The 12,703-nt window shown below is 71.5% G+C and carries 10 protein-coding genes; 5 read left to right on the top strand and 5 right to left on the bottom strand.

The genetic code is table 11. From position 1 onward, the window contains the following. Together AB0K28_RS06070 and AB0K28_RS06065 are read right to left on the bottom strand one after the other, a co-directional pair. Positions 1 to 153, bottom strand: coding sequence for a hypothetical protein (locus AB0K28_RS06070; RefSeq protein ID WP_345397103.1), 153 nt, complete (start codon positions 151 to 153; stop codon positions 1 to 3). Positions 154 to 352: 199 nt separating this feature from the next. Then, positions 353 to 2,701 (bottom strand): family 20 glycosylhydrolase, encoded by a 2,349-nt coding sequence (locus tag AB0K28_RS06065; protein ID WP_364365684.1) that lies wholly within the window; start codon positions 2,699 to 2,701, stop codon positions 353 to 355. A 156-nt stretch (positions 2,702 to 2,857) separates the two neighbouring features. On the opposite strand from AB0K28_RS06065, the gene AB0K28_RS06060 reads away from it, so the two are divergent. From AB0K28_RS06060 to AB0K28_RS06040, 5 genes are read left to right on the top strand one after another with little or no spacing between them, the layout of a single operon-like run. Next, positions 2,858 to 4,369 carry a sulfatase-like hydrolase/transferase gene (locus AB0K28_RS06060; protein ID WP_364365681.1) on the top strand — a complete coding sequence of 504 codons (1,512 nt, stop codon included), beginning with the start codon at positions 2,858 to 2,860 and terminating at the stop codon, positions 4,367 to 4,369. A gap of 42 nt (positions 4,370 to 4,411) precedes the next feature. Beyond that, the gene (locus AB0K28_RS06055) at positions 4,412 to 5,410 is read left to right on the top strand and encodes an aliphatic sulfonate ABC transporter substrate-binding protein (protein ID WP_364365678.1); all 999 of its coding nucleotides are present in this window, start codon (positions 4,412 to 4,414) and stop codon (positions 5,408 to 5,410) included. A gap of 27 nt (positions 5,411 to 5,437) precedes the next feature. Further along, entirely contained in the window at positions 5,438 to 6,625 is a 1,188-nt protein-coding gene (locus AB0K28_RS06050) for an ROK family protein (protein ID WP_345397091.1), read from the top strand. A 54-nt stretch (positions 6,626 to 6,679) separates the two neighbouring features. Further along, positions 6,680 to 7,456, top strand: coding sequence for an ABC transporter permease (locus AB0K28_RS06045; protein ID WP_364365674.1), 777 nt, complete (start codon positions 6,680 to 6,682; stop codon positions 7,454 to 7,456). Further along, the gene (locus AB0K28_RS06040; protein ID WP_364365671.1) at positions 7,453 to 8,223 is read left to right on the top strand and encodes an ABC transporter ATP-binding protein; all 771 of its coding nucleotides are present in this window, start codon (positions 7,453 to 7,455) and stop codon (positions 8,221 to 8,223) included. The genes AB0K28_RS06045 and AB0K28_RS06040 overlap by 4 nt, the downstream gene beginning before the upstream one ends. A 4-nt stretch (positions 8,224 to 8,227) precedes the next feature. Here AB0K28_RS06040 and AB0K28_RS06035 read toward each other — a convergent pair whose 3' ends face one another. The 3 genes from AB0K28_RS06035 to AB0K28_RS06025 are packed head-to-tail and all read right to left on the bottom strand — an operon-like array spanning position 8,228 to position 12,632. Beyond that, positions 8,228 to 10,312: a hypothetical protein gene (locus AB0K28_RS06035; protein ID WP_364365668.1), complete on the bottom strand. Its 2,085-nt coding sequence runs from the start codon at positions 10,310 to 10,312 to the stop codon at positions 8,228 to 8,230. Next, complete coding sequence (locus AB0K28_RS06030) at positions 10,312 to 11,268, bottom strand: hypothetical protein (RefSeq protein ID WP_364365665.1); 957 nt, start codon at positions 11,266 to 11,268, stop codon at positions 10,312 to 10,314. The genes AB0K28_RS06035 and AB0K28_RS06030 overlap by 1 nt, the downstream gene beginning before the upstream one ends. Before the next feature lie 14 nt (positions 11,269 to 11,282). Next, on the bottom strand, positions 11,283 to 12,632 hold the full coding sequence (locus AB0K28_RS06025; protein WP_364365662.1) for a hypothetical protein: 1,350 nt from the start codon (positions 12,630 to 12,632) through the stop codon (positions 11,283 to 11,285). Positions 12,633 to 12,703 lie beyond the last annotated feature (71 nt).

The raw sequence follows: 12,703 nt of genomic DNA, 5'->3' as shown, positions 1-12,703 counted from the left end.
TCAGGCCACCCGCTTCCAGTCCTGGCACCCGCTGGTCTCGAAGAACTCGCCCTTCTTGAGCGCGGGCCCGGCAGACTGCCGGCCGGGCTCGCTGAACGGCTGCTGGTGTGTGGGCTGCGGGTGGGGAGCCGCGCCGAGGTGGTGCTTGGTCACATCACGTCCTCTCGTGGTCGGACTTCTGAGCCCAATGGGGTTGACGAGAGAACTGTGATCCGAGCGCCTTGCTGCCCGCTGAATTCAAGCCGATAAGCCCATTTATCGCCTTTTTCGTGGCCAGCATTGCGAGCGGCTTGCCGAACGAAGGGCCGGTGGCCGCCGCCAGTCCGGTGTTCGCCGGCTGGCGTCGCGAGAATCAGTCGCGCACGGTGACCGTCAAGGTGCTGGTCGCTTCGGAGCGGTCAGGGGCGCGGACTGTCAGGGTGCCGGCGTACGTTCCCGGTTCGCTGAACGATCTCGTGGACGTCACCGTGAAAACGCCGTTGAGGCGCATGTCCGGGATGCTGCCCTCCTGGTCCGTGGTCGGGGTCGGGTGCTCCTCGGTGCCGTCGTTCCACGTGATGACCGTGGAGAGGCCGGTTGTGGACTGGCCGGGGGCGGTGACGGTCCAGGTGGCGCCGGCGGGGTGGGCGACGCCCAGGGCCTCCAGGCGCCAGGGCACGTCGGCGGTGGGGAAGAAGTTGGTGCCCTGGACGGTCAGCCGGCCGCCCACCTTCGACAGCCGGTTCTTGAAGTCGTCGTAGTCGCGCTGGTCCTGCGGCGTCCAGCCGACCTCGGCGGTGGCGATGAGCCGGGGGTAGGAGTAGTACTCGGCCTGGCTGACGCGGCGGATGAACTCACCCCACAGCGCCGACTCCACCCCCAGCACGCTGCTCTCCTGGATGCCGGGGACGAAGCGTCCCGGATCCCAGTTGTAGTGACGGTCGAGGCCGCAGACCCCGCCGCACGCCCAGGTGCCGCCCTCGGGCTGGCGCGGGTCCTGCTTCTGCGGCACGTACGCGTGCGGCGCCGGCGACAGCACGACCTTGGCGCCGCGACCGTTCACGGCGGCGGCCACGGCGGCGGTTGAGCCGTTCCAGAACTGCACCACGGCGTTGTCCTGGGGCAGGGCGGTGCCCGCGTACTCGTTCCAGCCGACGACGGTCTTGCCGAGAGCGTTCACGTGAGCGGTGAAGGCGTCCACCATGCGCACGTAGTCGTCGTGGCCGGTGACGTGCGCCTCGTCGCCGCCGATGTGCAGGTACGGCCCCGGCGTCATGGCGGCGAGTTCGGCCAGCACGTGCTCGACGAACTCGTAGGTGACCGCGCTGTCCGCGTCGAAGGAGGAGTAGCCGACGGCGCCGGTGCCGTTGTGCGGGACGGTGGTCCCGCCCGGTGCGGGCTTGGGCTGCGCGCCCGGCGTGTTGAGCTGCGGTACGGAGTGCAGCGCCGAGTTGACGTGGCCGGGCATGTCGATCTCGGGGATCACGGTCATGCCGTTCTCCCCGGCATAGCGGACGATCTCCGCGTAGTCGGCCTTGGTGTAGTAGCCGGTGACGCCGGGCTCGGTGCCCCGCTCGGTCATCGCGGTGCCGCCGCCGACCCGGGTGAGCAGGCCGTAGTCGATGCCGGACGGGTTCGTGGCGGGGTCGTCGATGACGATGCGCCAGCCCTGGTCATCGGTCAGGTGGAGGTGCAGCCGGTTGATCTTGAACTGGGCGGCGGCGGCGATGTACCGCTTGACCTCGTCCACCGGGTAGAAGCTGCGGGCGACGTCGAGCATCATGCCGCGATGCGCGAAGCGGGGGTAGTCGGTGATCTGCACGGCCGGTACCGTCCACGCGGCATCGACGACGCCGTCCGACTCGACCCACTGGGGGAAGAGCTGGCGGAGCGTCTGGACACCGTTCAGCGCTCCGTTCGAGGTGGCGGCCTTGAGGCGGATCTCGGCGGCCGTCACCGACAGCGTGTAGCCCTCCTCCTCGTGGCCCTGAGGACCCTTGCCAGGACCGACCTCGATGACGATGGGCGCGGGGCCGCGGCCGTGGGCGGCGGTCTTCAGCGGCAGGCCGGTGGAGCGGCGCAGGAGCCCGGCGAGCCGGCCGGCCGGCGCCTGGGCGCCGTCGCCCTCGGCCAGGATGCGGGTGTTCTTGTGCAGGGTGAACGGCGCCGCGCCGGTCTCCGTGACGGACACCGGCCGCGGGATCAGCCCCAGCGTCGGCTCGGGCGCGGCGGGCGGCCCGTCCCAGATCTCGAACTCCGCGATGGAGTAGCCGTACGCGGCCCAGCGCTTGCGGCCCTGCATGCGCACGTACCCGACGGGCTCGTCGGAGCTCAGGGCGATGACGTCGGTACGCGGGCACGTGCCGCGTTGCAGTGAGGCGACGTCGGTCCAGGCGGCGCCGTCGACCGAGGTCTGCAGGACGAAGTCGCGGGCGCAGGCGTTCGGCCAGCGGAGGGTCACGTGGTCGACCTTGGACGGCCGGGCGAGCTGGACCTGCACCCAGTTGCCGTCCTCGTACGTGGAGGACCAGCGGGTGGCGGTGTCGCCGTCGTTCACGTGAGCGGCCACGAAGTCGGCGCGGTCCAGTTCGACGCTGGAGGCGGTGGCCGTGCCGGTCAGGGCGAGGTTGACGGGCGGGTCGGCGGCGCCGGCGGCGGGGGCCGGGGCCAGGAACACGGTGGTGAGCGCGGCAGCCACGAAGGCCGTGAGGGGGCGGCGCATCGAACTCCTTCTCTAGGGGCGTCAGGCGCTCAGTGTGATCGAGGCGGCCGATTTAGGTCAATAGATGGGACTAAAAACCCCGCCCACACCCCTTGCCGAGGCAGCGAAGAGCCATTTAACGTAAAGGCTCTGGACTTAATGGCGATCGGAGTATGAGTGACCAGTCCACGCAACGTCCTGTTCCTGATGACCGACCAGCATCGGGTGGACACCCTCGGCTGCTACGGCAACCCGGTGATACGCACCCCAGCGCTGGACGGCCTGGCGGCGGAGGGCGCGCGCTTCGACCGGTTCTACACACCGACGGCCATCTGCACGCCGGCGCGGGCCTCGCTGTTCACCGGCCTCCACCCGTTCAGGCACGGCCTGCTCGTCAACCCCGAGCGCAACGGCGGCGGCCGCGACGAGGTCGCCGAGCACCACCCCGTGCTGTCCGCGCCACTTCAGGCGGCGGGCTACAACATGGGACATGTCGGCAAATGGCACATCGGCAGGGAACGTGGCCCCGAGCACTACGGCATCGACGGCGAGCACCTCCCCGGCGCCCTGAACCCCTTCCACCACCCTTCCTACCAGCAGTGGCTCAAGGAGCAGGGCCATCCGCCCTTCGCGGTGGAGCGCCCCGTCTTCGGCAAGGCCCCCAACGGCACCGGCCGCGGCCACCTCATCGCCGGCCGCCTCAGGCAGCCGCCGGAGGCCACGATCGAGACCTTCCTCGCCGACCGGACACTGGAGCTGCTGGACCGGTACGCCCGCGACTTCCACGACGACGGCCGCCCGTTCATGCTGTCCTGCCACTGGTACGGCCCCCACCTGCCGTACCTGATCCCCGATGAGTACTACGGCTTGTACGACCCGGAGCAGGTCCCGCTGCCGGAGTCCATGGCCGAGACCTTCGACGGCAAACCGGAGGTGCAGCGCCGCTACTCGGAGTACTGGTCGGCCGACCACTTCGACGCGGACGCCTGGCGCCGGCTGATCGCCGCCTACTGGGGCTACGTGACCATGATCGACGTACAGATCGGGCGGCTGCTGTCCGCGCTGCGCGAGCTTGACCTGTGGGACGACACGGCGGTGATCTTCACGGCCGACCACGGCGAGTTCACCGGCGCCCACCGGCTCAACGACAAGGGCCCGGCGATGTACGAGGACATCTACCGCATCCCCGGCATCGTCCGGGTGCCGGGCGCACCACCGCGTACCGTGGACGCCTTCGCCACCCTCATCGACCTCAACCCCACGATCCTGGAGCTGGCGGGCCTGCCGCCCCAGGAGCCGTGCGACGGCACGAGCCTGCTGCCGCTGCTCTCCGGCGCCCCCTCCGAGGGCCGCGACGAGGGCCGCGACGAGGGCCGCGACGAGGTGGTCACCGAGTTCCACGGCCACCACTTCCCCTACTCCCAGCGCATGATCAGGGACCGCCGCCACAAGCTGGTGTTCAACCCGGAAGGCGTCCACGAGCTGTACGACCTGGACGGCGACCCGCACGAGCTGCGCAACCTCTACGCCGTGCCCGCCTACGCGGAGGTGCGCAGGGACCTGACCGTACGGCTCTACCGCGAGCTGCTGCGCCGCGGCGACCCCGCGTACACCTGGATGAGCTACATGGCCGACATCGGCGAAGGACGCGCTCCCGACGTGGACGGCGTCGCGGACGACGTGACCTGAAGGCCACCCGTCACCCCCTTCAGAACGAGAAAGGATCCGCCGATGAGGCGTCCTCGCATCCTGGCCACCGCCCTCGTGGCGCTGGCCGTCCTCCCGCTCGCCGCCGGGTGCGGCACCTCCGACGGCGACGGCGCCGGGGCGACGAAGGTGCGCTTCGGCTACATCGCCGACTTCGCCGGCGCGGCCGTGCTCGCCGCCGCCGACCAGCAGGACCTGTGGGCCAAGCACGGGCTGGAGCCCGAGCTGAAGGTGTTCACCAACGGCCCGGTGCAGATCCAGGCGCTGGGCGCGGGCGACATCGACTTCGGTTACATCGGCTCAGGCGCCACATGGCTGCCCGCGAGCGGCAAGGCCAAGATCATCGCGCCCAACATGCTGGGCCAGGCCGACCGCGTGATCACCCATCCCGGCACCGGCATCTCCTCCATCACCGACCTCAAGGGCAAGAAGGTGGGGGTGCCCGAGGGGACGTCCGGCGACATGATCCTGGAGCTGGCGCTGAAGGAGGCCGGCCTGTCCGGCAAGGACGTGCAGAAGGTCAACATGGACCCGAGCACGGTCGTCACGGCCTTCAGCGGCAAGCAGATCGACGCGGCGGCCATCTGGTACCCGCTGATCGACACCATCAAGAAGAACGTCCCCGACACGGTCGAGCTGACCAAGAGCGAGGACTACTACCCCAAGCTGAGCTTCCCCAGCTCGTTCGTGGCCCGCAACGAGCTGGTCGCGGAGGACCCCGAGACGGTCACCAAGGTGCTCAAGGTGCTGCAGGAGGGCAACGACTGGGTCGCCGCGCACCTCGGCGAGGCCGAGACGCTGACGGCGACGTTCCTGAAGGTGCCCGCCGAGCAGTTCAAGGGCGCCTCCGCCGTCACGAAGGTGGTGCCGACGAGCGAGCTGAAGCAGCTCGTCGCGGACGGCTCGGTGGCCGGCTGGTACAAGGGCCTGGCCGACCTGTTCGTCACCATGGGCAAGCTGCCCTCGTCCCCCGACCCCGCCACCTATCTGACGGCCGATCTGTACCAGGCGGCGGCCGGATGACCATCTTCGTCCCACCATCATGTAGCCATGTCGAGTCCGACTGACGCCCTGCAGCGGCTGCGCCGCGTGCACGAGGACGCCGTCCTGTCCACGTTGCGCGCCGCGGGCGCACTGAGCCGCGCTCAGCTCACCGAGCGCACCGGCCTGTCCCGTACGACCATGTTCGCGATCGTCTCCGGCCTCCTGGAGCGGAGCGTGCTGATCGAGACCGAGGGCTCGGCGGCCGAGCCGCGCGGGCGCGGCAGGCCGGCGGCCCTGGTCTCGCTCAACCCCGACGCGGGTCTGCTGCTGGGCCTGGACCTGGGACGCAACCGCGTACGCCTCGCCGTGGCCAACGCGGCGCACCAGGTGGTCGCCACCGCCTCCGCCGACCTGCCCGGCGACGCCGGCCCCGAGGAGGAGGCGGAGACCGCGGTCCGCCTGGTCCGCGAAGGCGCCGCCGAGCGCGGCCTGAGCCTGGGCGCCCTGGAGGCGATCGGGCTCGGCCTCGTCGGCGTGGTCGACGACCCGCCGCCGCAGGTGGCGGCCGTTCCCGCGCGCTACGAGCCGCTCGCCCGCAGGCTGGAGGACGAGTTCGGCGTACGGCTCGCGGTCGACAACAACGCTCGCCTCGCGGCGCTCGCCGAGGCGACCTGGGGCGTCGGCAGGTCGGTGCGCGACATGGTGTACGTACGCTGGTCGATCGGCATCGGCGGCGGCTTCATCACCGGCGGACGGCTGCTGCGCGGCGCGCACGGCGCCGGCGGCGAGGTCGGCCACGTCTCGCTCGACCCGGAAGGACCGCCCTGCCACTGCGGCTCGCGCGGCTGCCTGGAAGGGCGCGCCGGCGGGCGGGGCCTGCTGGAGGCGTGCGCCGCGCGCGGCCTCTCCCTGCCCGCCCTGGACGCGCTGGTCGCCGCGGCGCAGGACCGCGTACCCGTCGTGTGCGACGTCGTGGCCTCGGCCGCCGCCGACCTCGGGCGCGTGCTGGCGGGCACCGTCACCCAGCTCGACCCCGCGCTGGTCGTGATCGGAGGCGAGCTGGCCGGGCTGGGCAGCCTCGTCCTCGACCCGATCCGCGACGCCATCGCCCGGCAGGCGCTGCCGCGCTCGCCCCGCGAGATCGCCGTGGTGCCCGCCGACCTCGGGGTGAACGCGTCCGCGATGGGCGCGATCGCCCTCCTCCTGCACGAGGAGCCCTCGATCCCCGCCCACCTCCGCCCCGCCGTCCCCTAGCCGCCGAGAGGCCCGCCCCACCATGAACGGCCCGCGCCCATGACCGCGACGACCATGACCAAGCCCCCCGCATCCCCCAGACAACGCCCCAGCCGCACCGCCGTGCTCAACGTGACGGCCGTGATCGCCGGGCTCGGCATCTGGACCGCGCTGTCCCGCCTCGGCGTCCAGAGCCTGCCCGGCCCGGTCGAGGTGATCGGCCGCGGCGCCGAACTCGTCACCGACGGCACCCTCACCAGCGACGTCCTGGCCAGCCTGCGCCGCGTCTTCATCGGGTTCGCGCTGGGCACGGTCCTGGCGATCCCGATCGGCTTCCTCATGGGCTGGTACGCGACCGCCCGCGCCCTGATCGAGCCGTACGTCCAGTTCTTCAGGACGATCCCGCCCCTGGCGATCATCCCGCTGGCCATCCTGCTGATGGGCATCGGCGAGACGCCCAAGGTGTTCGTGATCTTCCTGGCCGCGTTCCTGTCCAGCGTCGTCTCCACCTTCCAGGGCGTGCTGGACGTGGACAAGACCCTCATCAACGCCGCCCGTGTGCTGGGCGCGTCCGACCGGACGATCTTCGTCAAGGTGGTGGTGCCCGCCTCGACGCCGTTCATCATCGTCGGCATGCGCATCGGCCTCGGCGCCGCCTGGGGCACCCTGGTGGCGGCCGAGCTGATCGCCGCCCAGGAGGGGCTGGGCTACCGCATGCAGCAGGCCCAGCTCTACTACGACCTTCCCACGATCTTCGTCGGCCTGATCAGCATCGGAGTGCTCGGCCTGGTCATGGACCGGCTCCTCCTGCTGGCCGAGCGCCGGCTCACCGGATGGCAGGAGCGCCGATGACTCCCAAGATCTCGTTCAGGAACGTCTCGAAGACGTTCGCCCTCGCCAGCGGGGACTTCCTCGCCCTCGATCGCGTGGACCTCGACATCGCCGACCGCGAGTTCGTCACCGTCGTGGGCCCGTCAGGCTGCGGCAAGAGCACGCTGATGAGCATGGCCGCGGGCCTGCTGGAGCCGGGCACGGGCCAGATCCTGCTGGACGGCGCCCCGGTGACCGGCCCTGGCCCCGACCGCGGCGTGATCTTCCAGCAGTACGCGCTGTTCCCGTGGCTGACCGTGCGCAAGAACGTCGAGTTCGGGCTGAAGCTCCAGCCGATCCCCCCGGAGGAGCGCCGCCGGCGCGCCCAGCACGCGATCGACCTGGTCGGATTGACCGAATTCGCCGACGCCCTCCCCAAGACGCTGTCCGGCGGGATGAAACAGCGCTGCGCGATCGCCCGCGCGTACGCGGTCGGCCCGCAGGTCCTGCTCATGGACGAACCGTTCGGCGCACTGGACGCGCTCACCCGCGTGCAGCTGCAGGACCAGCTCCTGGACACGTGGAGCCGGGAACGGCGCACGGTCATGTTCATCACGCATGACGTGGACGAGGCCGTCTACCTGGCGAATCGCGTCGTGGTGATGGCCGCCCGCCCCGGCCGCATCCACCGGGTCGTGGACGTCGACCTGCCGTACCCGCGTACGGAGGAGGTGCGCCTGTCCCCGGAGTTCGGCCGCATCCGCAACGAGGTCTGGCACGCGGTCTACCACCAGCCGGCCGCTGCGTGACGTCTCAGGCCTGGCCTCCAGGGGAGCGCCGGACGAAGGGCAGGGCGCGGCGGGGGCCGGTCATCCGCTCCAGGCCCTGGCCGATGTCGGCGGCCGCCTTGTCGGTGAGGCCCGTGCCGAGCTGGTCGGCCGCACGCTGGGCGAGCCAGTAGAGCAGCTCCCGAGCCGTTCCCGGGCCGCTCTCCGCCATGATCGCGAGCAGTCCCTCCAGCCGGAGGGGGCGGCCGAGCCCGTTGAGCGCCGCATTGACCTCGTGCTCGGTGAGCGGGGTGGGGAAGCGCCGGCGGAGCCCCTCCCGGACCGACTGGATCGTGCCGATCGAGGAGGACGCCGTCTCCGGGAGCCGGCCGCCGAAGAGCCTGCGCGGGCTGCGCAGCGCGCGGACGAGCGCGGGGGCGGTCATCCTGGTGAGGCCGTCCTCGATGTCCCGTTTGATCGGGCCGTCCAGCCGCAGCTCGCGCAGCGCGTGCGCGGCCAGCCCGGACAGCAGGGCCGCACTCGTGCCCCAGCCGCTCTCCGCCATGATCGCGAGCAGGAACGCCTGCGGCGGAGCCCCGTCCAGGGCTTCGAGGATCTCCTTGACGTCACCGGGCAGGAGCAGGCGGCCCCGGCTGAGCCGCAGGATGCGGCGGTGACGCTCCAGGCTGTCGTCCTGGAAACAGTCGGAGATCGGCCTGACCAGGTAGCGGCGGCGGTGGAGCTGCTCGGCGACGTCCTTCCCGCCGCCGCGGCCCTCCAGCTCACGCAGGACACCGTCCAGTACGTGGCGCTCGCGGGAGCGCTCGATCAGGTTCAGCAGCTCCTCGACGGGCAGGCCCGACAGGATCCGCCGAACCATCCCGCCGTCGCCTGTGAGGAAGGCGATCCGCAGTTTGGCCAGGGGCTCGCAGCCGGCGGACACCGCCTTGAGCGCCTTGGCGAGCGGGCCGGGAAGGGCTCCGAGCGGGCTGAAGTCGCCGCGGAGGTCGTCGATGTCCTGAGGGCGGAGGACAGGGCCGTACAGGAGGCTCAGGAGGATGCGGAAGAAGGTCTCCGCGGCGGGAGAGCCGGCCAGCCCGTCGGGCAGCGGGGTCAGGTTCCGCTGGACGATGACGCGGTAAGCCCGGCGGTCGGCGTCGGTGACGCGGTCGAGAGCCTGCGACAGCCGGCCGTTGAGCTCGTGCAGCCGCGCCTCGTCGGCGCGGGCGAGACCGGCCAGCGACTCGGGGAGCAGCTGCCGCACGGAGGAGGCCAGCCTGATCGCGGCGTGCTCGCGTACGCGCATGAGGGCCTCGGCGCGGTCGGCCACGTTGTCGAGGTCGAGCGGGCGGTCGAGACCGGCCAGGCGGCTGATCAGACCGGTGAGACCGTCGGCGTCGTACTGTGCGAGCTCCTGCACGTAGTGGCGGGCCTCGGCGGGGAGATCGTGCGCGACATCTCGCTCCCATGGCAGCTCCCAGGCGCCGTGGGCGGGCGCGACCTCGGCGAAGGAGAGCCTGATGCGATGCCTGGAGGCGCTGTTGGTCCAGGTGGAGACGGCGAGCCGGCTGCGCATGCCGTACGGGAGGAGCGCCGCGACGCAGTCGAGGAAGTCGAGCCGCTGCTCCAGCGGGAGCTCGGCGCGGACCACGCAGACGGGCCGGCCGGTGAGCAGGAGCGCCGCCGCCCGGCGCGCGGTGGCGTTGGCCGCGGCGGCGAGCCTGGGCGGGTCGTAGTCGTGCAGGCTGAGCCGGAACGGGCTCTCGCCGGAGAAGTCCTTGCGCTGCAGCGCCTCGTACAGCGCGCGGTAGGAGAGCGGGATCTTCGCGACCTGTTCCCAGCGCAGGCAGACGTGCCAGGTCATCGTGTACGGCCGGTGGAAGCCGTCCTGGGACTCCGGCTTCGTCTGCAGCGACAGGCCGAGCCAGGACTCGCCGCCCCGGTCGAAGGGGCTGGCCGCCACCCGCGGCAGCGCCTTGGGCTCCACGGTGCCCGAGGCGAACGACTTGAGCCAGTCGGAGAACTCGGCCCTGCTCAGCGCTCCCGTACTGGACCCGATGACGTCGTAGTCGTCCAGGCTCTGTGGCGTCTTGCCGAGGACCGCCCAGTGGGCGGTCGGCCGTACCGCCATCACCCGCTCCTCATCGAACGTGAGCTCAACATGTCGCCGAGCCAGATCACCGGCTCCATGACGTTGATGGGGCGGACGGCGCCGCGGATCATGAGGCCCTTGTGGGGATCGTCGATGACGTTGAGGAAGTCGTCGGGGTCGAACCGGCGGCGGCGCTCGTCGATGTACATCCCCACCGACGAGGTCACGAAGAACCGCACGCGGTCCTTGTGGAAGTAGGTCTCGATCAGATCGACGATCATCTCCGCGTTGTGGCTGCGCCCGTGCCGGCAGAGCCGGTGGAAGAACTCCCTGGCCCGGTCCTCGTCCACGCGCGGGATGCGCAGATCGTCGTTGACGTCGGGCTCGGCGAGCTTCCACCGGTCGGCCAGCATCAGCACCCGCGGATCGTCATATTTCGTGATGCAGACCGCTATGTAGTGGGGTAGCTTGCCGTCGGCGAACTCGTCGCCCACCAGCATCTGCCCGGCGACCTCGTTCAGGGCCTGGTCGAGGTGCTTGAAGGCGTCGCCGACCCGGCTCTCCCTGTCGGGGTCGAACATGTAGATCAGCCCGCGGCTCCTGACCAGGCTGGCCACCAGGGCCTCCTTGTCGACGCTCGCCTGCTCTTCGGCGTACAGGCCGCCGCGCGGATCCAGGAAGTCGAGCCTGATCCGCGGCGCCCTGCCCGGCAGGGTGCGCCACGGCCGCCACCACTGCCGTCGGCTCTCGGCCGCGCCGATCAGCAGCCAGTTGTAGTACGTCAGGGACTCGGTCGAGTCGGGGAACATGCGATCGTCCAGCAGCCTGTTGCGGAGCCTGATCAGCTCGGCGCCCGACGCCTGGTTCTCGCCGACCAGCCTCCAGCTCGTCCCGGCCCTGTTCAGCGCGATGCTCAGGGCCGCGAGGAAGGCGGTCTTGCCGCTACCCGAGGCGCCCCACATCGCAATGTCGGGCGCGGGTTCTGCATCGGTCACGCGGGGTCCTCATTTCAGCTGACGAAGGGAAGGGTGAGCGAGCCCCCGGCGGACGTCAGGTCGAGGCGGGCGGCGAGCTCCTCGACGTCCACCGCGTCCACCTGGTACAGCGCCGCCGAGCCGAGCCGCTCCCAGGCCGGCGAGGCGGCGTCGCAGATCGCCGCGAACCTGGTGCCGTGGCGCCGCTCCAGCTCCTGCAGCAGCGCCTGCCAGTCGTGCCGGTGCGGGCAGGGCGGCACGCGGTCCCTGCCGACCCTGCGGGGGTGCGGCGGGCGCGCGCCGATCGTGAGCAGCGCGGTACGGGCGCGGTCCTGCGGCAGCAGGCCGCGCAGCTCGGCCAGGACGTCCTCCACCTGGGCGGCGTTCGGGTACGTCGGCGGAGTGGGACGCAGCGAGTCGAGCGCCAGCCTGGCCTGGGCCGCCGAGCCGGCCCAGAGGGCCACGCGGGGCGGGACGTGGGTGGGGTGGCGCTCGCCGAAGACGTGGGTGCCGTAGCTGATGACCGAGAACTGGGTGGGGCTGTCGGCCAGCAGGTCGATGAGGTAGGCGGGCCAGTGGCAGCGGGCCTCCAGCTCGTCTTGGGCGCCGGTGGTCTCGATCGCGCAGATCAGGTGGGCGGGGCGGGAGGAAGGGGGACGCAGCCGCGCGGGCAGCCCGGCGACCACCTCCGCCCAGGAACCGGTGTGCGGCCGCAGGTCCGCGACGCCGGGGAAGCCGACCCGGCCCGGGGCCTCCAGCACCGCCCTGAGGGTGTGCCGGCCAGGGGGCAGCGGCGCGTGGTCGACCGAGACCAGGCCCGAGGGTTCGAGCGGGCCCGACCATGCCGAGACCGCCAGGAGCATGCCGCCGGGGCCGGTGCAGGTCACGGCGACGTGGGCGTCCTGTCCCGGCAGCGTGCCCGCGGCGAAGAGCGGCTGCCCGGCCAGCTCCAGCCGCCCGTCCGCGGCCCGTTCCCTGACCACGACCAGGTCGTACGACTGCCGCAGCGGAGCCTGGGCGGCCAGGTCGCGCAGCAGGTCGGCCGCCTTGACCCCGAGCGGCCGCATGACCTGGGCGGCGGGGCACCACGCGGTGATCGCGCGCAGGCTCGCCTCCTGCTCGGGGCCGTCGGCGGCGGGCAGCACGACGACCGCGTCCCGGCCCTCCGGGGAGATCAGCTCGCGGGCGACGTCGCCCACCGCGTCCGCCACCTCGTCCCCGGTGGCGGTGAGGGTGGACCACTTGGCGGCGGCCCTGCGGACGACGTACGGGGTGCCGACCTCGTCCGCGCGGACCTCGAAGAACCTGATGCCGGCGATGTCGATCTCCACGACGGTGAGCTTCTCCGCGAACGACGCGATGAGGTCGTGAATGGACGCGCTCATAGGGCGGAAATGTGAAGTTTGAGGGAAATTGTCAATATTGCGCCCGTTCCTGGTTATTCGGATGTGGCCGT

It is taken from the genome of Nonomuraea sp. NPDC049504 (genome assembly GCF_040676845.1).
Lineage (GTDB): Bacteria > Actinomycetota > Actinomycetes > Streptosporangiales > Streptosporangiaceae > Nonomuraea > Nonomuraea salmonea.
This window is presented reverse-complemented; position numbering and strand designations above follow the sequence as displayed.

What these genes read in the sequence shown, in the direction of transcription:
- AB0K28_RS06065 (WP_364365684.1), bottom strand. Translation starts at nt 2,701, where the DNA reads ATGCGCCGCCCCCTCACGGCCTTCGTGGCTGCCGCGCTCACCACCGTG.
- AB0K28_RS06055 (WP_364365678.1), top strand. Translation starts at nt 4,412, where the DNA reads ATGAGGCGTCCTCGCATCCTGGCCACCGCCCTCGTGGCGCTGGCCGTC.
- AB0K28_RS06050 (WP_345397091.1), top strand. Translation starts at nt 5,438, where the DNA reads ATGTCGAGTCCGACTGACGCCCTGCAGCGGCTGCGCCGCGTGCACGAG.
- AB0K28_RS06045 (WP_364365674.1), top strand. Translation starts at nt 6,680, where the DNA reads ATGACCAAGCCCCCCGCATCCCCCAGACAACGCCCCAGCCGCACCGCC.
- AB0K28_RS06040 (WP_364365671.1), top strand. Translation starts at nt 7,453, where the DNA reads ATGACTCCCAAGATCTCGTTCAGGAACGTCTCGAAGACGTTCGCCCTC.
- AB0K28_RS06035 (WP_364365668.1), bottom strand. Translation starts at nt 10,312, where the DNA reads ATGGCGGTACGGCCGACCGCCCACTGGGCGGTCCTCGGCAAGACGCCA.
- AB0K28_RS06025 (WP_364365662.1), bottom strand. Translation starts at nt 12,632, where the DNA reads ATGAGCGCGTCCATTCACGACCTCATCGCGTCGTTCGCGGAGAAGCTC.